At 45.1% G+C, this 20,483-nt stretch carries 20 protein-coding genes and 3 pseudogenes; 17 read left to right on the forward strand and 6 right to left on the reverse strand.

Features of this window, described 5'->3' with window-relative positions; translation table 11 throughout:
- Positions 1 to 38 precede the first annotated feature (38 nt).
- The 3 genes from MMY81_RS20305 (at position 39) to MMY81_RS20315 (ending at position 2,483) form a co-directional block, all read left to right on the forward strand.
- On the forward strand, positions 39 to 311 hold the full coding sequence (locus tag MMY81_RS20305) for a hypothetical protein (protein WP_252314291.1): 273 nt from the start codon (positions 39 to 41) through the stop codon (positions 309 to 311).
- Between the two features lie 209 nt (positions 312 to 520).
- Positions 521 to 1,261 carry an ABC transporter ATP-binding protein gene (locus MMY81_RS20310; protein ID WP_252314292.1) on the forward strand — a complete coding sequence of 247 codons (741 nt, stop codon included), beginning with the start codon at positions 521 to 523 and terminating at the stop codon, positions 1,259 to 1,261.
- 1 nt (position 1,262) lies between these two features.
- Positions 1,263 to 2,483: an ABC transporter permease gene (locus tag MMY81_RS20315; RefSeq protein ID WP_252314293.1), complete on the forward strand. Its 1,221-nt coding sequence runs from the start codon at positions 1,263 to 1,265 to the stop codon at positions 2,481 to 2,483.
- Positions 2,484 to 2,548: 65 nt separating this feature from the next.
- On the opposite strand, the pseudogene MMY81_RS35575 reads toward MMY81_RS20315, so the two are convergent.
- A pseudogene (locus tag MMY81_RS35575) lies at positions 2,549 to 3,176 on the reverse strand (NAD(P)H-dependent oxidoreductase).
- Positions 3,177 to 3,352: 176 nt separating this feature from the next.
- Here MMY81_RS35575 and MMY81_RS20330 point away from each other — a divergent pair.
- Entirely contained in the window at positions 3,353 to 3,937 is a 585-nt protein-coding gene (locus tag MMY81_RS20330) for a TetR/AcrR family transcriptional regulator (protein WP_308215417.1), read from the forward strand.
- 47 nt (positions 3,938 to 3,984) lie between these two features.
- Here MMY81_RS20330 and MMY81_RS20335 read toward each other — a convergent pair.
- The 3 genes and pseudogenes from MMY81_RS20335 to MMY81_RS20345 form a co-directional block, all read right to left on the reverse strand.
- Positions 3,985 to 5,168, reverse strand: a pseudogene (locus tag MMY81_RS20335) (M20 family metallopeptidase).
- 50 nt (positions 5,169 to 5,218) lie between these two features.
- Positions 5,219 to 5,881: a cytochrome c biogenesis CcdA family protein gene (locus tag MMY81_RS20340; RefSeq protein ID WP_308215418.1), complete on the reverse strand. Its 663-nt coding sequence runs from the start codon at positions 5,879 to 5,881 to the stop codon at positions 5,219 to 5,221.
- 64 nt (positions 5,882 to 5,945) lie between these two features.
- Positions 5,946 to 6,470 carry an antibiotic biosynthesis monooxygenase family protein gene (locus MMY81_RS20345; protein ID WP_252314296.1) on the reverse strand — a complete coding sequence of 175 codons (525 nt, stop codon included), beginning with the start codon at positions 6,468 to 6,470 and terminating at the stop codon, positions 5,946 to 5,948.
- A 158-nt stretch (positions 6,471 to 6,628) separates the two neighbouring features.
- Between MMY81_RS20345 and MMY81_RS20350 the strand changes: the two genes are divergently transcribed.
- From MMY81_RS20350 to hemY, 5 genes are all read left to right on the forward strand, one after another.
- A complete protein-coding gene (locus tag MMY81_RS20350) occupies positions 6,629 to 8,335 on the forward strand; it encodes a transglycosylase domain-containing protein (protein WP_252314297.1) in 1,707 nt (568 codons plus the stop codon).
- Positions 8,322 to 8,795 carry a hypothetical protein gene (locus tag MMY81_RS20355; RefSeq protein ID WP_252314298.1) on the forward strand — a complete coding sequence of 158 codons (474 nt, stop codon included), beginning with the start codon at positions 8,322 to 8,324 and terminating at the stop codon, positions 8,793 to 8,795. The genes MMY81_RS20350 and MMY81_RS20355 overlap by 14 nt, the downstream gene beginning before the upstream one ends.
- A 203-nt stretch (positions 8,796 to 8,998) precedes the next feature.
- A complete protein-coding gene (hemE, locus tag MMY81_RS20360; protein ID WP_252314368.1) occupies positions 8,999 to 10,045 on the forward strand; it encodes a uroporphyrinogen decarboxylase in 1,047 nt (348 codons plus the stop codon).
- A gap of 1 nt (position 10,046) precedes the next feature.
- Entirely contained in the window at positions 10,047 to 10,982 is a 936-nt protein-coding gene (hemH, locus tag MMY81_RS20365) for a ferrochelatase (RefSeq protein ID WP_252314299.1), read from the forward strand.
- Positions 10,983 to 10,987: 5 nt separating this feature from the next.
- Positions 10,988 to 12,379, forward strand: coding sequence for a protoporphyrinogen oxidase (gene hemY / locus MMY81_RS20370; protein ID WP_252314300.1), 1,392 nt, complete (start codon positions 10,988 to 10,990; stop codon positions 12,377 to 12,379).
- 129 nt (positions 12,380 to 12,508) lie between these two features.
- Here the strand turns inward: hemY and MMY81_RS20375 are convergent.
- Positions 12,509 to 13,460 (reverse strand): annotated as a pseudogene (locus MMY81_RS20375) (agmatinase family protein).
- A 355-nt stretch (positions 13,461 to 13,815) separates the two neighbouring features.
- On the opposite strand from MMY81_RS20375, the gene MMY81_RS20380 reads away from it, so the two are divergent.
- From MMY81_RS20380 to pheA, 4 genes are all read left to right on the forward strand, one after another.
- Positions 13,816 to 14,346, forward strand: coding sequence for a Spo0B C-terminal domain-containing protein (locus tag MMY81_RS20380; protein WP_252314301.1), 531 nt, complete (start codon positions 13,816 to 13,818; stop codon positions 14,344 to 14,346).
- A 12-nt stretch (positions 14,347 to 14,358) separates the two neighbouring features.
- Complete coding sequence (gene obgE / locus MMY81_RS20385) at positions 14,359 to 15,648, forward strand: GTPase ObgE (protein ID WP_252314302.1); 1,290 nt, start codon at positions 14,359 to 14,361, stop codon at positions 15,646 to 15,648.
- Between the two features lie 119 nt (positions 15,649 to 15,767).
- Positions 15,768 to 16,208, forward strand: a complete 441-nt coding sequence (locus tag MMY81_RS20390; RefSeq protein WP_120193590.1) for an ACT domain-containing protein — start codon at positions 15,768 to 15,770, stop codon at positions 16,206 to 16,208.
- Positions 16,209 to 16,238: 30 nt separating this feature from the next.
- A complete protein-coding gene (gene pheA / locus MMY81_RS20395) occupies positions 16,239 to 17,132 on the forward strand; it encodes a prephenate dehydratase (RefSeq protein WP_252314303.1) in 894 nt (297 codons plus the stop codon).
- A 29-nt stretch (positions 17,133 to 17,161) separates the two neighbouring features.
- Here the strand turns inward: pheA and MMY81_RS20400 are convergent, their stop codons facing one another.
- On the reverse strand, positions 17,162 to 17,701 hold the full coding sequence (locus MMY81_RS20400) for a transcription repressor NadR (protein ID WP_252314304.1): 540 nt from the start codon (positions 17,699 to 17,701) through the stop codon (positions 17,162 to 17,164).
- Positions 17,702 to 17,799: 98 nt separating this feature from the next.
- Here MMY81_RS20400 and MMY81_RS20405 point away from each other — a divergent pair, with 98 nt between their 5' ends.
- The 4 genes from MMY81_RS20405 (at position 17,800) to MMY81_RS20420 (ending at position 20,461) form a co-directional block, all read left to right on the forward strand.
- Positions 17,800 to 18,546, forward strand: a complete 747-nt coding sequence (locus tag MMY81_RS20405) for a YebC/PmpR family DNA-binding transcriptional regulator (protein WP_252314305.1) — start codon at positions 17,800 to 17,802, stop codon at positions 18,544 to 18,546.
- A 69-nt stretch (positions 18,547 to 18,615) separates the two neighbouring features.
- Positions 18,616 to 19,209, forward strand: a complete 594-nt coding sequence (gene ruvA, locus MMY81_RS20410) for a Holliday junction branch migration protein RuvA (RefSeq protein WP_252314306.1) — start codon at positions 18,616 to 18,618, stop codon at positions 19,207 to 19,209.
- Positions 19,210 to 19,244: 35 nt separating this feature from the next.
- Positions 19,245 to 20,246: a Holliday junction branch migration DNA helicase RuvB gene (ruvB, locus tag MMY81_RS20415; RefSeq protein WP_252314307.1), complete on the forward strand. Its 1,002-nt coding sequence runs from the start codon at positions 19,245 to 19,247 to the stop codon at positions 20,244 to 20,246.
- Positions 20,243 to 20,461 (forward strand): DUF2905 domain-containing protein, encoded by a 219-nt coding sequence (locus MMY81_RS20420; RefSeq protein ID WP_252314308.1) that lies wholly within the window; start codon positions 20,243 to 20,245, stop codon positions 20,459 to 20,461. The genes ruvB and MMY81_RS20420 overlap by 4 nt, the downstream gene beginning before the upstream one ends.
- The last annotated feature ends 22 nt before the right edge of the window (positions 20,462 to 20,483 follow it).

Consider the following 20,483-nt stretch of genomic DNA (forward strand, 5'->3'; position numbering starts at 1 on the left):
ACAGCTAAAGGGGAAGTCATCGATCCAACCTGGCAGCAGTGGAAGAAACGCTGGCTGATATTACTCAACAAGAACTGGAATTTGTGTCTTTGGGATATGTTCATTCCGATTTAGACATCGAAATTGTTCAGGCACTTGATCTAGGGGAAGGATACCGTGTGGAAGCCCTCCCGCCGGAAAGCTCTTATGATTATGGAAAAGCATTTGTTAACAGCGGTATTTCCTACGAAGAAATGGTAAGGCATTTTAAAGAGTTTCATGACACACGCAGAGTCAGTGAATTCCGCAGCTGGCCTAAAGAAAAGATATGAAGGTTAAAAACGAAGGAACCTGTCTCTTGTTAAAGAGTGGTTCCTTTTGTTTTTCCGAGAAAGGGGTGTATTATTTCTATCAGTGCTTTCCTGATCTTTTTCTTATAGAAAGGATTCAGGCCGCAGTCAGAAAAATAGGAAATTATGATATAATTTTCAAGCAGTCGTAATCACACTACTTCAATTTTTACATAAAAGGAGCTTTTATAATGGCGGACTTGCTGAATGTACAAAACATGAGCGGAGGATACAACGTTCATAAACCAGTCCTGCACGGATTGAATTTCACCGTGAAGCAAAATGAAATTGTCGGCTTAATCGGCTTGAACGGAGCCGGGAAAAGTACCACGATTAAACACGTGCTTGGGTTAATGGAAGCGATAGAAGGAACGGTAAGTATCCACGGTAAGCGGCTGATGGAGGGACCTGAAGAATACCGCAGGCACTTCACCTATATCCCGGAAACGCCTATTTTATACGATGAGTTAACGCTTTGGGAGCACATGCGATTAACAGCGATGGCCTATGGAATAGAGGAAAAGGTATTCGAAGAGCGGGCAGAGCGTCTCATGGAAGAATACCGGATGACAAAAATGAAAAATTGGTTTCCAAGTCACTTTTCCAAAGGAATGCGCCAGAAAGTAATGATTATGTGTGCGTTTCTAATTGAACCTGAACTCTACATTGTAGATGAACCATTTATCGGCCTGGATCCGCTGGCCATTAAAGCGCTTCTTGATATGATGGTGAAAATGAAAAATGAAGGTGCCGGAATACTAATGTCTACACATATTCTGGCGACTGCAGAGCGGTATTGTGATCGGTTTATCGTTCTGCATGAAGGTCGTATCAAGCTGCAGGGAACGATGGAGGAACTTCAGGAGCAGGCAGGAATGCCTGGAGCACTGCTGGATGATCTATACATCGAAGTTGCAAAAGGAGCGATCTAACATGGGGACGCTGGATCGGCTCTGGGAAGAACGTGCCGGTGAATTTGCGGGTACAGCTATGCGCTATTTAAGACTGGTGGCCAACAGCGGGTTTATGTTCAGTATCTATGCCCTGTTTCTGGTGGGAGGATTTATGTATCCGGCATTTCTGGAATGGCTGCCGGCATATGTACCTGTACTTGAGCTGTTCACACTTTTATTCACCTATTTTTTAACGAGAAATCCGATCCGGACCTTTTTGAAAGAGGCGGATATGGTCTTTTTATTACCGGTGGAAAATCAGATGCGTTCATATTTTAGAAAAAGCGTGGTGTATTCGTACACGCTTCAATCGTTGTTTATTGTGCTGCTGTATTTTATACTTGGACCGCTTTATCAAAATCGGCTGTTTGAAGAATCCAATTCCTTTCTGCTTGTCCTTGTCATTATCCTGGCGGTAAAAGGCTGGAATATTGCATCAGCCTGGGCAGAGTGGAGGCTTCAGGATCACCGGGTGAGATTCGGCCTTCTTGCAGGAAGAGTTATACTGACGGCTTCTCTTTTATACATTGTATTCGCTGACGCGTCCTGGCTTATGGCCGTCATTCTGCTTGCTGTCATGGCGGGCGTATACGCTTTTTGGCATGGAAGACTTGCCAAAAAATACGCACTGAAGTGGGAAGCAGTCTTTTTAATGGAACAGCGCCGTTTGTCTTCTTTTTACCGTTTTATTCAGTCGTTTGCGGATGTACCGTTTATTAAATCGCCGGTGAAAAGAAGAAGGTGGCTGTCCGGACTGGCCGAGCGGATGCCTTTTCAAAAAGACAAAGCCTACAGGTATATGTATGTTAAAGCGTTTGTACGATCAGGTGAGTACTTGGGCATGTATGCCAGGCTGCTGCTCGTAGGATGTCTCGTGATGTATGCCTTTCCGTTTGAATGGCTGAGAGTTCTCGTAAGCGTGCTGTTTGTTTATTTAACCGGCGTGCAGCTTCGAACCTTATGGTATCATTTTGACACGAATATCTGGCCGGATCTTTATCCGCTGGCATTATCCGAAAAAGAATATTCGTTTCAGTTTTTAGTGCTTCGCCTTTTAATGCTGCAGTCTGTTCTTTTTGCAGGGGCATATCTTCTTCTTGGCACGTATATGCTATTTTCCCTGTTTATTCTGGGAGCAGGACTGCTGCTTAGCTATTATCTTTCCCGGCAGAAGCCGAAAAACAGGCTGGAGCTTTCCTAGCGCAAAAAAACCATTTTCAAGCGGGCGGTAGCCCGGCCTGAAAATGGTTTTTTGTATAGATAAAATTATGCGTTTTGGTAAGAAAGGTTTTCGGCAGCAGCTTTTACTTCAGCAAGACCGTCCTGAACAATTTCTTCAGATTTCTCAGGCATTGCATTGTGGCCTTCAATAATGATTTCGTTAATAATATCCATGCCGTACAGTCCGCCGAACAGGTTGCGCATGTAAGTGACGGACATGTCCATTGGAGCTGCTTCCGGAAGGGAATATACACCACCGCGGGCGTTCAGAAGAATAACTTCTTCTCGGACATCAACTGCTCAAGGTTTCCGTTCTGGTCATACTTGAACGTGAATCCTGCTTCTGCAATATAGTCAATAAATGTCTGAAGCTTAGCTGGAATAGTAGGTTCCAAGTGGGAAGCAAAACAAGAACGTCTGCTGCTGCAAGCGCGTCTTTAGCTTTCTGCTTGGCATTAACGATGCGCTGTTCTACATCGGAAAGCTCTCCGTCGTTTTGGATCTTGCCAAATGCATTGAATAGATCCTGGCCAAGTAAGGCATATCTTCTTCAAACACATCAATGTGTTTACATTTAAATTTTCTTGATCCTGACGTTCTCCAGAAAAGTTTCGTACATCTTTGTAGAGATTCCATCAGGACGGTTATTTGCTTTTACTACTAATACATTCATGAAATAATTCCTCCGTTTATTGTAAAGTTTTAAAAACAAGGTTCGTTTATCCAACACTTGTTGTATAATCACACTATATAGACTTTTAATATGTTAATCAACCAATAGTTCCTGCTTTTATTGTTTAAACAACATATGGACGAAATGTCTAATAAGTAGAGAGGATGAGCACGCATATGACGATGAACGAAACGAAAATAGACCCGCGCATTAAACGGACAAGAAAATTAATTATGGATTCTTTTATTGAACTGGCGATGAAAAAAGATGTAAAAGACATCACGATTAAGGATATTACAGCAGAAGCGACGGTAAACCGGGCTACGTTTTATTCTCATTTTACAGATAAATATGACCTGCTGGAGAAGTCATTAACGGAAGATCTCATGATGAATGTAAGCAATGAAATTGCCCAGCATGAAAAGCTTACGGAAGATACTATTGTGAGTATCTTTTTATCGATTACAACGTTTCATCTATCCTTATCCTCGCAGTGCAGAAGAAGCTTTCAGGCTTTTTCGGTTACGATTGAGGCAATTATTAAAAAAAAGCTGGAAGCTATATTTTACCAGGCGCTGCTCAAACAGCATCAGACAGACAGCGATGAATCGTTAAGGATAGCCGCATTTATGCTGAGCTGGGGAATTTACGGTGCCTCCGTCGACTGGAAACAAAGCAGTTCCATTGCGCCGGAAGAATATATCAGACTGGCGCTGCCTTACTTTATGTATGGGATGGATTTTTATGTAACCGCAGAATAATCAAAAGAGGCTCTTCCCTAGTGGGAGGAGCCTCTTTTTTTGATTATTTAAACCTGGCCTGGATAATCCACAACGGCCTTGGCCATAACCTTGGCAGCCGTCAGCATCGCTCTTTCATCAATATCAAATTTAGGATGATGATGGGGGTACGTTTTTGTCCATTCCGGATTTTCTGCGCCTGTGAAGAAAAAGCTGCCCTTCACATTTTCGAGGTAGTAGGCGAAATCCTCTCCACCCATTTCCGGCTTCATTTCTTCTGTTTTTTCCACTCCCGGAACAGCAGAGGCACAGGCAGCTAAATAAGCTGTTTCGTTCTCATGGTTTACCACAGGCGGGTAGCCGCGGTAATAATTAAAATCAGCCTCTGCCCCCAGCTGGAAACAATGCCGTTGGTTATTACTTCCAGTTCTTTTTCAATCAGGTCTCTTACGTCCGCGTCAAACGTCCGCACCGTTCCGATCAGCTTAGCGCTGTCTGCGATAACATTGAACGCATTAGAAGCTTCAAAAGAACCAATGGATACGACCGCAGGTTTCTGGGGATCTACATAGCGGCTGACAATCTGCTGGATCTGGGTAACGAGCTGGGAGCCGATAAGAACGGCGTCTTTTGTTAAATGAGGCATCGCGCCATGCCCGCCCTGGCCGAGAATTTTAATTTCGAACCGGTCTGCTGCTGCCATCATCGGTCCGGTGCAGTGCTGAACCGTGCCATATGGCGTAGTCGCCCAAAGGTGGGTGCCGAAGATAACGTCCACTCCTTTAAGACAGCCATCATTAATCATCTCGATTGCGCCGCCGGGAGCAAATTCTTCAGCATGCTGATGTATAAAAACAACGGTACCTTCAATATCCTCTTTCATTTCTGTTAAGCATTTAGCCAGAACAAGAAGCGTAGCCGTGTGGCCGTCGTGGCCGCAGGCGTGCATTACTCCGTCCACCTTAGAGGAGAAGGGAAGGCCGGTCTGCTCATGAATAGGGAGAGCGTCAAAGTCGGCGCGAAGAGCTACTACAGGGCCTGGGCGTCCTCCTTTTAATGTCGATACAACGCCGCGTCCCCCGACTTTTGTCTGAACTTCAAGGCCGAGCTTTTCATGGTAGTCCGCAATATAAGCCGGCGTATTTTCCTCTTCAAAAGAAAGTTCTGGATGCTGGTGAAGGTGTCTTCTTATTTCCACCATTTCCTCATAGCGGCTGTCAAGCAGCTCATATAAAGATGTTTCTGTCGTCATTGTATTCTTCCTTTCCGTGTATGGCCGAGCCATCAATAATGATTATTTATTTAAATGCCAAATGGTACAAACCGGGCGAGGTAGCTCGATATCATCTGGAAATGCCCGGTGAAAAGCATAATTCCTAAAGCAATCATAATGTATCCGCCCGATCGTTGAAGGCGTGGCAGCCATTTGTTCCAGCGTTTCAATTTGTTCAGCGATCTGGAATACAGCAGGGCTACGATAATAAAAGGGACGCCAAGTCCGGCGGAATAAAATAACAGCATGGCCATTCCGGAATACAATGTCTCCGACTGGCTTGCCATAGCTAGAATAGAGCCGAGAACAAGACCGATGCAGGGGGACCATCCTGCTGCAAAAATCAACCCGAGCGAAATGGATCCGAGAAAGCTCGACGAATGAGTTGGTTTTTTATGTAGGCGCTTCAGAAAGCAGGCACGGATGGAAATAATACCCGCCATCTGCAGACCGAATAGAACAATAACTACGGCACCGAGCTGTTCAATCATGTTTCCCCATCGGGAAAACTGCTGTCCGAGAAATGTAGAGGATGCTCCTAATAAGAGAAAAATAATCGTGAATCCCATAATAAATCCAATGCTTCTGGAAAGAATCATGCTTCGTGAAGCCACTACCTTGCTGTCTGTAATAACAGTGCCGGTAAGCTGGGCTAAATAAGCTGGTATTAATGGGAAAATACAGGGGGACAAAAAAATATGACGCCCGCTCCGAAAGCAAGCCAAATACTTATTTCACTCAATACGGCCACCTCATTTAATCATCGCTTCTGCCGTCCGGATGGACAATACCATTGTAGTATTCGACATAGGAAGGACGGGAGAAGATACTTTTTGATAAACCTTGTTTCGTGTTTCTATGTTTATGCGCTTCTTTATAAGCGGAAGATTCCTGCCAATCTGTAAAAAAAGAAGCATCGCGCCAGAAAGTGATGATGACATTTACATCTGAATGAATTGGCTTTAAAATACGTATAGCTTCAAAGCCGGGTTCTTTTTCCACCTTTCCGGCTCTTTGTAGAAACCGTTCCTCAAATTGAGGCTGCTTATCCGCGAGCACGGGAACGTTGTTGCAGACAACATAGGAATGGACCGGAAGTGTACCAATTTGATTGATAATCGTGTGTGTAGCTTCGGGCTTCAAAGTGTTCTCAAGGCCTTCGGCATACCACGCGTCAGCTGCAGCATGATTTTCTGTTTCAGCAGACAAATGAATCATTTTTACAGACGCGTTCGTAATAAGAGTATCGGACGGCTTTTTGCCGAAGCAGGCATAGCTCATGTAACTTTTCCTCCTTAAGAAACGACTGGTATAAAGAATGATGAAAAAGCGGATACAGGCTTTCAGGTTCTGCTGATTAAAATAAACCGCTTCACTCAATTGTAAAGGTTTTTAATCCAGAAAGAAATATGGAAGACAGTTAAGAAAGGAACACGAACATGTTAAAAAAGAAATGGTTCGTTGTACTGGCGCTCGGTGCAGCATTTATCATATTAAGCTTTGGCATTTATCTTTCTTCTGTCGTTATCGGCGCGGCAGCTATTGATGAAAAAGAACTCGTCATGAACGAAACGTCGGTACTCGAAGATGAAGATGGAGAGCTCATTGCAGAGCTGCAGGAAGAAAACAGGGATTTAGTTAATATTGAAGAGCTCCCTGATCACGTAAAGGAAGCGTTTGTGGCGATTGAAGATGTGCGTTTCTACCAGCATCAGGGAATAGACCCAAGAGCTATAGGACGTGCGCTGTATCGTGACATACAGGCGGGGGCAGCGGTGGAAGGCGGAAGCACGCTCACACAGCAGCTGGCCAAGAACGCCTTTTTAACAAATGACAAATCTTTAATGAGAAAAACAAAAGAAGTACTTATTGCCATGGGGCTGGAGCGGAAATTCAGCAAAGATGAAATTCTTGGATACTACTTGAATCAAATATACTTTGGTCATGGGGCATACGGGATTCAAGCGGCTTCCGAGATGTATTTCAATAAAGATGCGTCTGAATTGACTATTGATGAGGCAGCTCTGCTTGCCGGCATGCCAAAGGCACCAACAACATATTCACCGGTCGACAATCCGGAGGGTTCAAAAGACCGTCGTGATGTAGTCCTTTCTGTGATGGAAAGACACGGCTTTATCAATGCAGAAGAAGCTGTAGCGGCCGAGGGAAGAACCGTCCCTTCCGAACTGCACCGTACCGAAAATAATCCGGCTTACTACACATATATTGATATGGTGTTAGCAGAAGCAGAGAATACGTATAGTATAAGCGCAGAAGAAGTATATCGTGGTGGTTATACGATAACGGTCCCTATGAACAACGATATGCAGCAGACTTCCTATGATTTATTTCAGGACAGCAGTTACTTTCCGGAGTCTTCCGAAGCCAGAAGTGAAGCCTCTTTTTTCATGATGGACAGTGATACCGGAGGGGTAACCGCTGTGCAGGGCGGAAGAGAATACGTCCGTCAGGGTTTGAACCGGACGACATTAAAACGGCAGCCTGGATCTGCAATGAAGCCGCTGGCGGTTTACGGACCGGCACTGGATACCGGAGATTATCAGCCTTATTCCATGCTCGTAGATGAAAAAATTGATTACGACGGATATGAACCTTCTAATAATAATGATGAATACAAAGGAGAAGTCTCTATGTCGGAGGCAGTTATTGAGTCTACGAATACGTCTGCGGTATGGCTTTATGACCAAATCGGAGAAAGCTACAGCAGCAGCTGGATGGAAAAAGCCGGTATTCATGTGGAAGAGGAAGGCCTCGGCGTTGCTCTAGGGGGAATGGACGAAGGAACATCCACTCTTGAAATGGCGAGAGCGTATACGTCGTTTTCCAATAACGGCATGAAAGTAGAACCATATTTCATAGAAAAGATTGAAGACCGCAGCGGAGAAACGATTGCCGAGCGTGAGATAAGCGAAGCCGAAGTGACGACTCCGCAGAACGCCTGGTATATGACAAGAATGCTGGAGCAGGCTGTAATGGAAGGAACCGGAGCGGCAGGCGGAGACACATCCTACGCTTTGGCGGAAAGACCGGAACCACCTCATTCGAAGCCGTTGATGACGCGGCAAGAGATGCATGGTTTGCCGGCTACACGCCGGAGTGGACAGGTGCTTTGTGGATGGATATGACCAGACCACAGAGGAGAACTATCTGAATGGCGGCAGTGCGTATGCCGTTACTTTATTTAAAGAAATTATCAACAGACTTCCGGAGGAGCAGACAGCCTCCCAGCAGGAATTCGAAAAGCCGGAAGGCGTTCAGGACCTGGCAGACCCAATCGATATGGGGGAAGTAGATGACCTGGATTCTTCGTTAAGTTTCAAAGGATCCGGACTAATTAACGTACAGCTTACCTGGACGCCGTCTGAAGACGATCGGGTTAAGTATAAGCTCTATGAAATAGATGGAGACGAAGAAACGGAAATCGCTGAAATTCAGGGAGAAGGCTCTTACACGGTAGAAGGAGTGAATGTCTTTTCTTTAAAAGATTATAAAGTGGTTCCATTCAATTCCCAGACCAACCAGGAAGGCGATCCTTCCAATATTACGGAAGTAGAAGTTGGTTCCATTTGGGGATCTGCCTCTTAAAGAAGACAGCCGGCACTTTTTTAGTGCCGGTCTTTTTTTGAGGAATTATTTCCAGTAGAGAGCGTTATGGACAATTAATGACTCTTTGCCATAAGTACTATACATGACATTCAGACAAGAGTATGGTAAAAATGATATGGAATTCACACAGAATAAGACAGGCCACCGATATGATATCAGTGCAGTTAAAAGGGGTGCAGGAGATGAACATGCCATTCAACGACCGGTTTTTAAAAGCTTGCAGAGGCGAGGCGACAGATCATGTGCCGGTTTGGTATATGAGACAGGCGGGAAGGTCTCAGCCGGAGTACCGTAAAATCAAAGAAAAGTATTCATTGTTTGAAATTACCCATCAGCCGGAATTATGTGCGTATGTAACGAAGCTTCCGGTTGACCAGTATGATAATGATGCAGCTGTTTTATATAAAGATATTATGACGCCGCTTCCAGCTATGGGAGTAGACGTGGAAATTAAATCCGGTATTGGTCCGGTTATTTCCAATCCAATCCGCTCTATGCGCGATATTGAAGCGCTGGGCGAATTACATCCGAAAGCGGATGTGCCGTATGTTTTTGATACGATTTCGCTGCTGGAAAAACAGCTGAATGTTCCATTAATCGGATTCAGCGGTGCTCCATTCACATTGGCGAGCTACATGATCGAAGGAGGACCATCCAAAAATTATCACCACACCAAAGCATTTATGCACGCAAAGCCGGAGGCATGGCATCTGCTCATGAACAAGCTTGCTGATATGACGGTTGTGTATATAAAAGCACAGATAGAAGCCGGAGCCGGAGCCATTCAGATTTTTGATTCGTGGGTCGGCGCTTTAAATGCAGCGGATTACCGGACTTTCGTAAAACCGGTAATGAACAGAATATTTACAGAGCTGCAAAGAGAAGATGTGCCATTTATTATGTTCGGTGTAGGTGCCGGGCATCTGATGCAGGAATGGAATGACCTGCCTATTGATGTAATGGGACTCGACTGGAGAACAAGTATTGGAGAAGCAAGACGTTCCGGCGTAAATAAAGCGCTGCAGGGAAATCTTGATCCGTCCCTGCTTTTGGCTCCATGGGAGAAAATTGAAGAACAGGTTAAGCCGATACTTGATGAAGGTATTAAAAATAATTCGTATATTTTTAATCTGGGACACGGCGTATTTCCAGAAGTAGATCCTCAAGTGTTAAAACGACTGACTGCGTTTGTTCATGACTATACTAGACAGGCAAAGGAGAGTAATTAACATGAAAAAGAAAATTGGACTCCTCGTAATGGCTTACGGAACGCCGAGAAGCCTGGAAGAAGTAGAGCCTTATTACACTCATATCCGCCGGGGGAGAAAGCCTTCTGAAGAAGCTTTGGAAGACTTGGTGTCGCGTTATAAAGCGATTGGGGGCATTTCTCCGCTGGCAAAGCTGACCGATGATCAGGCAAATGGCCTGACAGCTGTTCTGAACAGTCGTCATGATGATGTGGAATTTGTGATGTACCTAGGCCTCAAGCACATTGATCCATTTATCGAAGAGGCTGTAGAACAGATGAAAGAAGATGGAATTGAAGAAGCATACAGCATCGTTCTGGCTCCTCACTTTTCCACATTCAGTGTCAAATCGTACAACGGACGTGCAAAAGAAACGTCTGAAAAAATTAACGGACCCATTATACACAGCGTAGAAAGCTGGTACAAAGAGCCGCTTTTCATTGACTATTGGGTCAATCAAGTAAAAGAAACGCTGGCAGAAGTAGAAGACGAAAATAAAACCTGCGTTATTTTTTCCGCACACAGCCTTCCGGAGAAAATTCTCGCCAACGGCGATCCTTATCCGGAACAGCTTCGGGAAACCGCTGAAATGATAGCCGAGCAGGCGGGCATCAAGCATTTTGATATCGGCTGGCAGAGTGAAGGCAACACGCCGGATCCATGGATTGGTCCCGATGTACAGGATTTAACAAAGGATCTGGCCCGAAATAAAGGATTTGAAGCGTTTGTTTACTGTCCGGTAGGATTTGTAACGGATCATCTGGAAGTTTTATTTGATAACGACGTAGAGTGTAAAGCTGCGACAGATGAAGTAGGCGCTGCGTATTATCGTCCCGAGATGCCTAATGCAAAGCCTGAATTTCTAAATGCGCTGGCTAATGTTATTGAAGGCAAAATGAATGCCAGCGTAGAGAAGTGAATGGTATGACGACTAAAACAGCTATTATTGGAGGCGGGATTACCGGCCTTACTGCTGCTTATTATCTGCAGAAAGCGATTATGGCAAATGATCTAGACATGGAATTTAAACTGTATGAGAGCAGCGGCAGGCTCGGAGGAAAGATACAGACAGAGTACCGGCATGGTTTTGTCATGGAAAGAGGACCTGATTCGTTTCTCGCCAGAAAAGAAAGTGCTTCCCGGCTTGCAAAAGAAGTCGGCATTGACAAAGAGCTGGTTTCCAACTTTGCCGGCCAGGCGTATATTCTGAAAAAAGACAGCCTGCACCCGATACCTAAAGGGTCAGTTATGGGCGTTCCGACGAAATGGATGCCTTTCTGGCAGACACCGCTTCTCAGCTTTAAAGGGAAAGTAAGAGCCTTAGCTGATTTAGTCATACCGAAAAGCTCTCCGGAAGAGGACCAGTCTCTTGGAGGGTTTTTCCGCCGCCGTCTGGGCAGCGAAGCGGTTGATTATTTAATCGATCCGCTGTTGTCAGGCGTGTATGCCGGAGATATAGATAAACTAAGTCTGCATGCAACCTATCCCCAGTTTTTTGAAGCCGAGCAGAAGCATCAGAGTCTTATGCGCGGTCTCAAACCGCCGGCTCCTGACAAAAATGAAGAGTCCTCTAAGAAAAAGGGGGCGTTTCTCAGCTTTGAAAGAGGTCTGTATTCTTTAGTGGAAGCCATGGAAAATCATCTGAAAGAAGAGGCTGTCCATAAAGATACAACAATAGAACGCCTTTCAAAAACGGATCGGGGTATGATGCTGTATTTTAAAGATGGATCTACAGAAGAAGTGGACCATGTTATTCTGGCGACGCCGCCTCATATAACATCAAAACTGCTTCAGGATCCAGTCGTTGAGGAAACACTTGGAAGCATCAGATCGACGACAGTAGCGACGATATCGATGGCGTTCGAAGCCGGGGAGGTACCGGAAGCATTTGACGGGACCGGGTTTGTTGTCTCCAAAAAAACGGACTATACGATAACGGCCTGCACGTGGACCCACCGCAAATGGAAGCACTCCGCTCCTGAGGGAAAAGCGTTGATCCGCTGTTATGTAGGAAAGCCCGGCGGAGAAGATATTGTCGAAAAAACGGATGAGGAAATACTGAATGCAGTACGTCATGATTTGGAAAAGATTATGCAGATTCAGGCAGAGCCTTCCGATTTTCTCGTCACAAGATGGAGGCAGTCTATGCCGCAGTATGAAATTGGTCATAAGCAGTCGCTCGCGAGAGTGAGACAGCATCTTGCTGATAAGTTTCCAAACGTGTATGCAGGTGGAGCAGCCTTTGAAGGCGTCGGACTTCCTGATTGTATACTTCAGGGAGAGAAAGCCGTCCAATTTGTGCTGCGTGGTCAATAATAAATAGAAGCAAAAAACGGAACGCTCTTAAAAGCCGCTGAACAAAGAATAACCTCGTGCCCTGGTGATAAGGGCACGAGGTTATTTTTAATAATAGCGGTCGTTTTTTTAAATGAAGAAAGGTCAAAATTACTTTTTGGAAAGCTGGTGTCCGGCTAAAGCATAAAGCACAGCATTGGTTACAAAATGAGAGGAAAAGTCGTTTGGATCCTGCTGCGGATAAACCTCTACGTAATCCATGCCGATCAGTCCTTTTTTAGCAAAAGCGTGAATAAGTGTTAACAGTTCATGAGAGTGAAGGCCGTTTCCATCAATAGGTCCACCCGGATTATAAGCATGATCCAGTACGTCGCTGCAGATACTTAAGTAAACGGCATCTGTCTGTTCAGCGGCAATGGCATATACTTCATCAGCAAATGCCTCCAGATTACTTCCGTTTTTTCGAATGTCGTTAAGCGTAAGTGTCACCGCCCCGGCTTCCTTCGCGCTGCGTCCATTTTCCGGCTTGTTTCTGGGACCGTGAATGCCCAGGTGAACGAGGCTTTTCGTTGCGGACTCCTTCGGTTTCATAAAGACGGGCAAACGGTGCGCCTCTGCCGTATGGGTCTCCCATGGAGTTATCGTTGTTGTCGTAATGGGCATCCATATGAATAATACCCACTTTTTTCCCTTTGGAGGCCAGCGCTTTAACAATAGGATAGGTGATACCGTGATCTCCCCCGAATGCTATGGAGAAAGCACCGCTGTCCCATGCTTTATCAGCAAAAGCGCCGATACGTTCCATCGTTTCTTCTACATCGGACGGAACCACATCAATATCGCCTGCGTCGCCCATTGTAAAGTGTTCCTTTACATCTATGTGATCAAGTTCAGGCAGATAGCCGCTGTATCGGGCAGAGCTGAGTCTGATCACTTTAGGAGCAAGCTCACAGCCTGTAAAGTCACCCCAGGTTACGGCACCTTCCCAGGGAACCCCGTAAAACAGCACATCCTGGCCGGCTGCTTTTTTCCAGTCGCCGGAAACATTGGTACTTCCTAAGTAACATGGTGTATTTCCATAAATATAGTTTTCATCCTGCATGCCCTATCCCTCGTTTCTAAATATAGCTTTAATGCAAAGAGAACTTTATCATTTTATTGTATAGGAGAATGAGGCTGATAAAAAGAAATATTATCCTGCATCCCGACGGATTCAACCGACGGGGAGAGGCTCGCTGCGAAAGTTTTAGTTGTTATTTCATTCAATGTCAGGTACATTCAATTCTGGACGATTTATAAGCTGATCTGGTTTTCACCGGGGAATTAGTGGTACGATAAGAAAAACTGATGCTTAAGAAAACGGGCCGCACGGCTCTCTTATAACGAATCGTAATAGATTTCATTTCATAGATGTGCTTGTATGTATTCTAACGTCACAAACTGGGAAGTGCTGAGTATTGCAGGAAAAAGATAAACTAAATATTCTTCGACATTCCAGGCATGACTGGATGAATATTGTACAGGTTATAAAAGGGAATCTGCAGCTCGATCGAAAAGATCGCGTTTATGACATCCTTAATGAAGTAACAAGACGTGCGGAGCATGAAGCAAAGCTGTCCGATTTGAATACACCGGACCTTGCTTATACATTAATTACCTTCAATTGGCAGTGGCAGAAATTTCATTTAGATATTGAAATGATCGGTAAACCAATAGATTGTGCACAGCATGAAAATTGCTGGCTGAAGTTTTTTACCCATTTTTTTGAAAAGCTCAATGAACAGTCCGACAGTACAACAGACCCGAATCTTCTCGTGAGCTTCCATCTCCAGGAAAAACCTTATATTGAATTTGATTTTCAAGGCGGCATCGAGGATATGGAAAACATGCAGGAATGGCTTGCCGAGTGGAAGGTTTCATCCAGCTGTTATGTAGAGAATATCGTAGCAAACGGGCAGGAATTGGTATTTGTACTAAATAAAAAATAAGGAGTGAAGCATGTGTTTGTAGATAGAGTAAAAGTCTACCTGAAAGCCGGTGACGGCGGCGATGGCATGGTGGCATTCCGGCGCGAGAAATACGTACCGGACGGCGGCCCCGCCGGAGGCGATGGTGGAAGAGGTGCCGACGTTATATTTGAAGTAGACGAAGGCCTTCGTACGTTAATGGATTTCCGCTACAAGAAACATTTCAAAGCAAAACCCGGCGAACATGGCCGTCCAAAGAACCAGCACGGCAGAGGAGCCGATGATTTAATCATTAAAGTTCCGCCGGGCACGATTGTTACCGATGATGAAACGGGACAGGCTCTGGCCGACCTCGTGGATCACGGGCAGCGCGCTGTTATTATCAAAGGCGGTCGTGGAGGACGAGGGAATTCAAGATTTGCCTCTCCTTCCAATCCGGCTCCGGAACTTAGTGAAAAAGGGGAGCCGGCAGGCGACCGAAACGTAACGCTTGAGCTGAAGGTTCTTGCTGATGTCGGTCTTGTAGGTTTTCCAAGTGTTGGAAAGTCAACCATATTAAGCGTCGTTTCCTCAGCGCGTCCTAAAATCGCCGATTATCCGTTTACTACGTTAAAGCCAAACCTTGGCGTCGTTAATGTAAAAGAAGGAGTCAGCTTCGTTATGGCTGATCTTCCTGGTTTAATTGAAGGGGCGCATGAGGGAGTAGGGCTCGGCCACCAATTTCTCCGCCACATAGAAAGAACACGTGTGATTGTACATGTTCTGGATATGTCCGGCATAGAAGATAGAGATCCCTACGATGATTATTTAAAAATCAATGAAGAGCTTAAGCAGTACAATATGCGCCTGCTCGAGCGGCCGCAGGTTGTTGTGGCAAACAAGATGGATATGCCCGAAGCCCAGGAGAGACTTGATGCTTTTCTGGAAAAAGCACCACAAGATCTCCAGGTCTTCCCTGTTTCTGCTTTAACAAAGAGCGGACTTACGAATCTGCTCCGCACGGTTGCAGAGCTGATCGATACAACTCCTGAGTTTCCTCTATACGAAGACCACGTGGATAAGGAACAAAGAGTGCTGTATTCGTTCGATAAAGAAAAGCAGGCTTTTGAAATTACAATTGATGAAGACGGCACGTATATTATTTCAGGAAAAGAAATTGAGCGCCGCTTTAAAATGACAGATATGATGCGCGATGAGTCTGTTAAAAAGTTCTCCCGCCAGATGAGACATATGGGAATAGACAGTGCCCTCCGGGAAAAAGGAGCCAAGCATGGCGATATCGTCAAACTGCTTGACTTTGAATTCGAATTTATGGAAGGCTAGAATACCTTGGACTTGCCCGCTTGTTGTAAAACAGCGGGCAAGTCTTTATAATGTATAATTAGTATGAAAATGATGGTATCGACCATGGTTAGTGGCGGTGAAACGTATTGGCAGAGAAAATGGACCAATTTTATTTAGTGCGTCAGGATCTGCTGACAGAAGCGATGCAGAAAACGTTGGCTGCAAAGGCTATTCTGGAAAGCGGAAAAGTGGCAAGAGTGGCTGATGCAGCAGCTGAAGTCAACTTAAGCCGGAGCGCTTTTTATAAATATAAAGACGCAGTGTTCCCTTTTCATCAAATGATACAAGAACAGATTATTACATTATCTATACAGCTTGTGGATAAATCCGGATCGCTTTCAGAGCTGCTTGCGCTGATGGCGCGGGCGAATGCCAATGTATTAACGATCAATCAGAGTATTCCTCTGCAGGGAAGAGCTAACGTAACACTTACAGTAGACACGTCTGCTTTAAATATGGAAATAAGAGAGCTTGTACGCAGGATACAGGCTATGCCTGCTGTAGAAAAAGCAGAAGTAGTTGGATCAGGGTCATTGTAAATTTATTGAAACAAGGAAGGAACGATGAGTATGAATAAGATAGGATATCTCGGCCCGAAAGGGACATTTACTGAAATGGCGGCAGTTTCTATTTTTACAGATGAAGAGCTTGTTCCATTTGAGACTATTCCGGCATGTATGGACGCCCTTGCAGCCGAACATATTGACCGGGCGGTTATTCCTCTTGAAAATACGATAGAGGGATCAGTAAACATGACGCTGGACTATTTAATTCACAAACATAACCTTCCTATAATTGGAGAAATAACGGTTCCGATTGAACAGCATCTAATGGTGCATCCTTCCCGGGCTGCCGAGTGGAGAAAAGTAGAGGATGTATACTCTCATCCACATGCTATTGCCCAGTGCCATGATTTCTTAACAGATGTGCTTCCTGGAGCCGGCCTGCATTATACGAATTCGACTTCGGCTGCAGCCGGGAAAATTTATGAGGATCCATCCATGAATGCAGCAGCAGTAGCCAATGTGCTGGCTGCCGAGCAGTATGGATTAACGATCGTTAATGAAAACATTCATGATTATGAAAACAATCACACAAGATTTGTCGTACTTTCCAGAGAAGCTTCGAAGGAATTACAGCCGGTTTCAAGCAGAACAGGGGATAAAACAACTCTGATGGTCACCCTTCCTTCGGATTTCTCCGGTGCGCTTCACCAAGTACTGTCTGCCTTCGCCTGGAGAAAGCTGAACTTGACGAAAATTGAGTCCAGACCGATGAAGACAGGAATAGGCAACTATTTTTTTGTTATTGATGTAGATCAGCTGATGGATGATGTTCTGCTGCCCGGTGCGGTAGCAGAGCTCGAAGCGCTTGGCTGTGGAGTTCGTATTTTAGGGAGCTATCCCTGTCTATTCTCCGTGGAAGAAATAGAAAGTACCCAAAAAAAGCCAATTCCTAAATAGGAATCGGCTTTTCTTCAACAAGGCGGTCATTAGGAAAGAAGAAATCCTTCTTTTTCTAATGCCTCACATACATTCTCTAAAATTTGTTCAGAAGCAGCTTCAATCGTGTGCATGTGCGTGCCGCCGGTAAGCTCTGAGAGAAGCGCAGCGTTTGTGCTGGAAATCTTTTGAATAAACTGTCCGATATCGTAACGGTTTTTTATTAATAAAGATGCCGTAAGGTCGCCGTAAATAGGATGATCTACGGAAACATCCACCACTGTTGCTCCATAATCTACTACAATCTGAAGCTCTTTCTGCGTCGTTTCTATATCAGAGAGGTGATAGCAGGCTATTTTTCGTTGAACGGTAGTCGGAGCCTGTGCAGAAACGAGAATATAGCCCTGAGCCGTGGCAAGAATCGGGCTGCCTTTCGCTTTTAAGAGGGAGACATCCTGAACAATTACCTGCCGGCTGACTTTAGTTCGTTTAGCTAATTCACTTCCTGTTAAAGGAGAAGAAGCGTCCTCAAGCCACTTTAGTATTTGGTTACGGCGTGCTTCGCCGAGCATTTTATCCGAATTATTCATTGTATATGCTCCTAGTGTGCTTATTTACGGTACCTGGTCTAATTGACTTTAAAGGAAAAACAGCTATTTATCAAGATAAAATAGAGGAGAGATCTGTTATGGCAGGGCACTCAAAATGGAATAATATCAAGCATAGAAAAGAAAGACAGGATGCAAAGCGGGCAAAAATTTTCACGAAGCTTTCCAAAGAAATTTTTGCTGCTGTACGTGAAGCTGGAGATGACCCCTCCACAAACCTAAGGCTTCGTTCTGCGATTGCAAAAGCAAAAGCCGAAAATATTCCCGGGGATAATGTAGAGCGCACCATTAAAAAGGCATCCGGTGATACAAGCGGCATCCAGTACGAAGAAATTACGTACGAGGGTTACGGTCCCGGAGGCGCTGCAGTTATGGTCGAAGTACTCACTGATAATAAAAACCGCTCCGTTGCCGAGATCCGCCATGCTTTCAATAAGAACGGCGGCAATATGGGTGAAAGCGGATGTGTTGCTTTTATGTTTCACAAAAACGGCTATATTTTTCTTTCTGCAGAAGAAGTAGATGAAGAAACGGCTATGCTTGATGCCATTGAAGCCGGAGCCGACGACGTGGAGCGGGAGGAAGAAGTATTTACGGTAACCGTACCGGTTAAAGAACATGAGAAAGTAAGAGCTGAGCTTGAAGGCAAAGGGTATAAAATAGAGAAGGCAGAAGTGCTGATGGAACCTGAAACGACAGTAGAACTTAATGACGAGCACGCAGAAGCAATGATAAAGCTGATTGACGTACTTGAAGAAAATGACGATGTTCAGGACGTTCATCACAATTTTGCCTGGAATGAAACACAGGAACAACTAAATCAGTAATACCCAAACGCCTGCTTTTTTGATAGGATTAGGGAAAGTATGTTCGCAGGATGGGGAAGGGTGTCTTGATTGATAGAATATGTAACAGGCAGAGTGGTACGTGCAGAAGGGGACACCGTCACGGTGGAAGTCGGCGGTATTGGTTATTTAATATACTGCGCCAACCCTTTTGTTTTTCAGCTGAATGAAGAAAATACGGTATATACCTATCAGTATGTAAGAGAAGATATACTAAGACTTTATGGTTTTAAATCCAGAAAAGAGCGGGAACTGTTTGAGCGGCTTCTCCAGGTGTCTGGAATTGGTCCGAAAGGGGCTTTGGCCATTCTGGCAGCGGGTGCGCCGCTTCAGGTTGTGGAAGCTGTAGAGAATGAAAATGAAGCATTTTTAGTGAAATTTCCCGGTGTCGGAAAAAAAACAGCGCGACAGATGATATTGGACTTAAAAGGAAAACTTCAGGACATTATCGGGGAAGAAGGTTTTCTGGCAGCGCCGAGTGCGTCCGGACCCTTGTTCGATCAGCCGCTTGAGGAAGCACTGGAAGCGCTGAGAGCGCTTGGGTATGGAGAGAAAGAGATCCAAAAAGTGAAGCCAAAGCTTGCAAAAGAACAGCTGAGCGCAGATGAATACGTTAGAAAAGCCCTGCAGTGGATGCTCTCCTAATGGAGAGACGAATGAATAAATGGTGGTGAGCAGTAATGGATGACCGTATCGTATCCCAGGAGGCAACCAACGATGATCAATCGATGGAAAGCGGTCTTCGTCCTCTGCAGTTTTCAGAATACATTGGACAGCATAAAGTAAAAGATAATTTAAGTATTTTTATAGAGGCCGCCAAAATGAGGGAAGAATGCCTGGATCATGTTCTGTTATATGGTCCGCCTGGTCTTGGTAAGACGACCCTTGCAATGATTATTGCTAATGAAATGGGCGTAAACATCAAAACAACCTCTGGTCCGGCGATTGAAAAACCCGGCGATCTGGCAGCGGTCCTTACCGCTCTGGAGCCGGGGGATGTTTTGTTCATTGACGAAATCCATCGTCTTCCCCGTACGATTGAAGAGGTGCTCTATCCTGCAATGGAGGATTTCTGCATTGATATCATGATAGGAAAAGAGGCGACGGCGCGTTCGGTAAGGCTTGACCTTCCGCCGTTCACATTGATTGGGGCAACAACAAGAGCGGGGATGCTTACAGCTCCTCTACGGGACCGGTTTGGTGTGCATGCCCGCCTGGAATATTATCAGCCGGAGGAACTGGCTAAAATTGTAGCCCGCAGTGCTGATTTGTTTCAGCTCGATATTACCGAAGAAGCATCTTATGAAATGGCAAGGCGTTCAAGAGGAACTCCGCGAATTGCCAATAGGTTACTGCGCCGGGTTCGTGATTTTGCCATGGTACAGGGCGACGGCCTCGTCACAGAGGAAATTGCACGAAATGCGCTGGAGAAGCTTCAAGTGGATAAGCTTGGGCTGGATCATATTGACCATAAGCTGCTGAAAAGCATTATGGAGACATTTGCCGGTGGACCGGTTGGAGTCGAAGCGGTAGCAGCGTCTATTGGGGAAGAATCCCATACGCTGGAAGATGTATATGAGCCGTATCTGCTTCAGATTGGTTTTCTCATAAGGAGCCCAAGAGGCCGGATGGTCAGTGCCAAAGTGTATGAACATTTCCAGCTGGAGGTGCCGGAGCGGTGAACGATATCCCAAAGCTTCTAATCGGCCTGGGTGCTGCGCTGATCCTGTTCGGTGTGATCTGGCAGGTAGGAGGCCGTTTTATTTCATTAGGACGGCTGCCCGGGGACTTTTTCTTTAAAGGAGAAAATACTTCGTTTTATTTCCCGCTCGCTACTTCCATCATTATAAGTATCGTGTTATCTTTGATCTTATTTGTCATAGGCCGTTTTCGTTAAACGGCATGTATAGAAAGGAATA

Source organism: Sinobaca sp. H24, assembly GCF_023845525.1.

Excerpts from the sequence above, each read along its gene's own strand:
- hemH (WP_252314299.1), top strand. The coding sequence starts at position 10,047 with ATGAAAAAGAAAATTGGACTCCTCGTAATGGCTTACGGAACGCCGAGA.
- MMY81_RS20350 (WP_252314297.1), top strand. The coding sequence starts at position 6,629 with ATGTTAAAAAAGAAATGGTTCGTTGTACTGGCGCTCGGTGCAGCATTT.
- MMY81_RS20400 (WP_252314304.1), bottom strand. The coding sequence starts at position 17,701 with ATGAATAATTCGGATAAAATGCTCGGCGAAGCACGCCGTAACCAAATA.
- MMY81_RS20315 (WP_252314293.1), top strand. The coding sequence starts at position 1,263 with ATGGGGACGCTGGATCGGCTCTGGGAAGAACGTGCCGGTGAATTTGCG.
- MMY81_RS20330 (WP_308215417.1), top strand. The coding sequence starts at position 3,353 with ATGACGATGAACGAAACGAAAATAGACCCGCGCATTAAACGGACAAGA.
- hemY (WP_252314300.1), top strand. The coding sequence starts at position 10,988 with ATGACGACTAAAACAGCTATTATTGGAGGCGGGATTACCGGCCTTACT.
- hemE (WP_252314368.1), top strand. The coding sequence starts at position 8,999 with ATGAACATGCCATTCAACGACCGGTTTTTAAAAGCTTGCAGAGGCGAG.
- ruvB (WP_252314307.1), top strand. The coding sequence starts at position 19,245 with ATGGATGACCGTATCGTATCCCAGGAGGCAACCAACGATGATCAATCG.
- MMY81_RS20390 (WP_120193590.1), top strand. The coding sequence starts at position 15,768 with ATGGACCAATTTTATTTAGTGCGTCAGGATCTGCTGACAGAAGCGATG.
- pheA (WP_252314303.1), top strand. The coding sequence starts at position 16,239 with ATGAATAAGATAGGATATCTCGGCCCGAAAGGGACATTTACTGAAATG.
- MMY81_RS20310 (WP_252314292.1), top strand. The coding sequence starts at position 521 with ATGGCGGACTTGCTGAATGTACAAAACATGAGCGGAGGATACAACGTT.
- MMY81_RS20345 (WP_252314296.1), bottom strand. The coding sequence starts at position 6,470 with ATGAGCTATGCCTGCTTCGGCAAAAAGCCGTCCGATACTCTTATTACG.
- MMY81_RS20405 (WP_252314305.1), top strand. The coding sequence starts at position 17,800 with ATGGCAGGGCACTCAAAATGGAATAATATCAAGCATAGAAAAGAAAGA.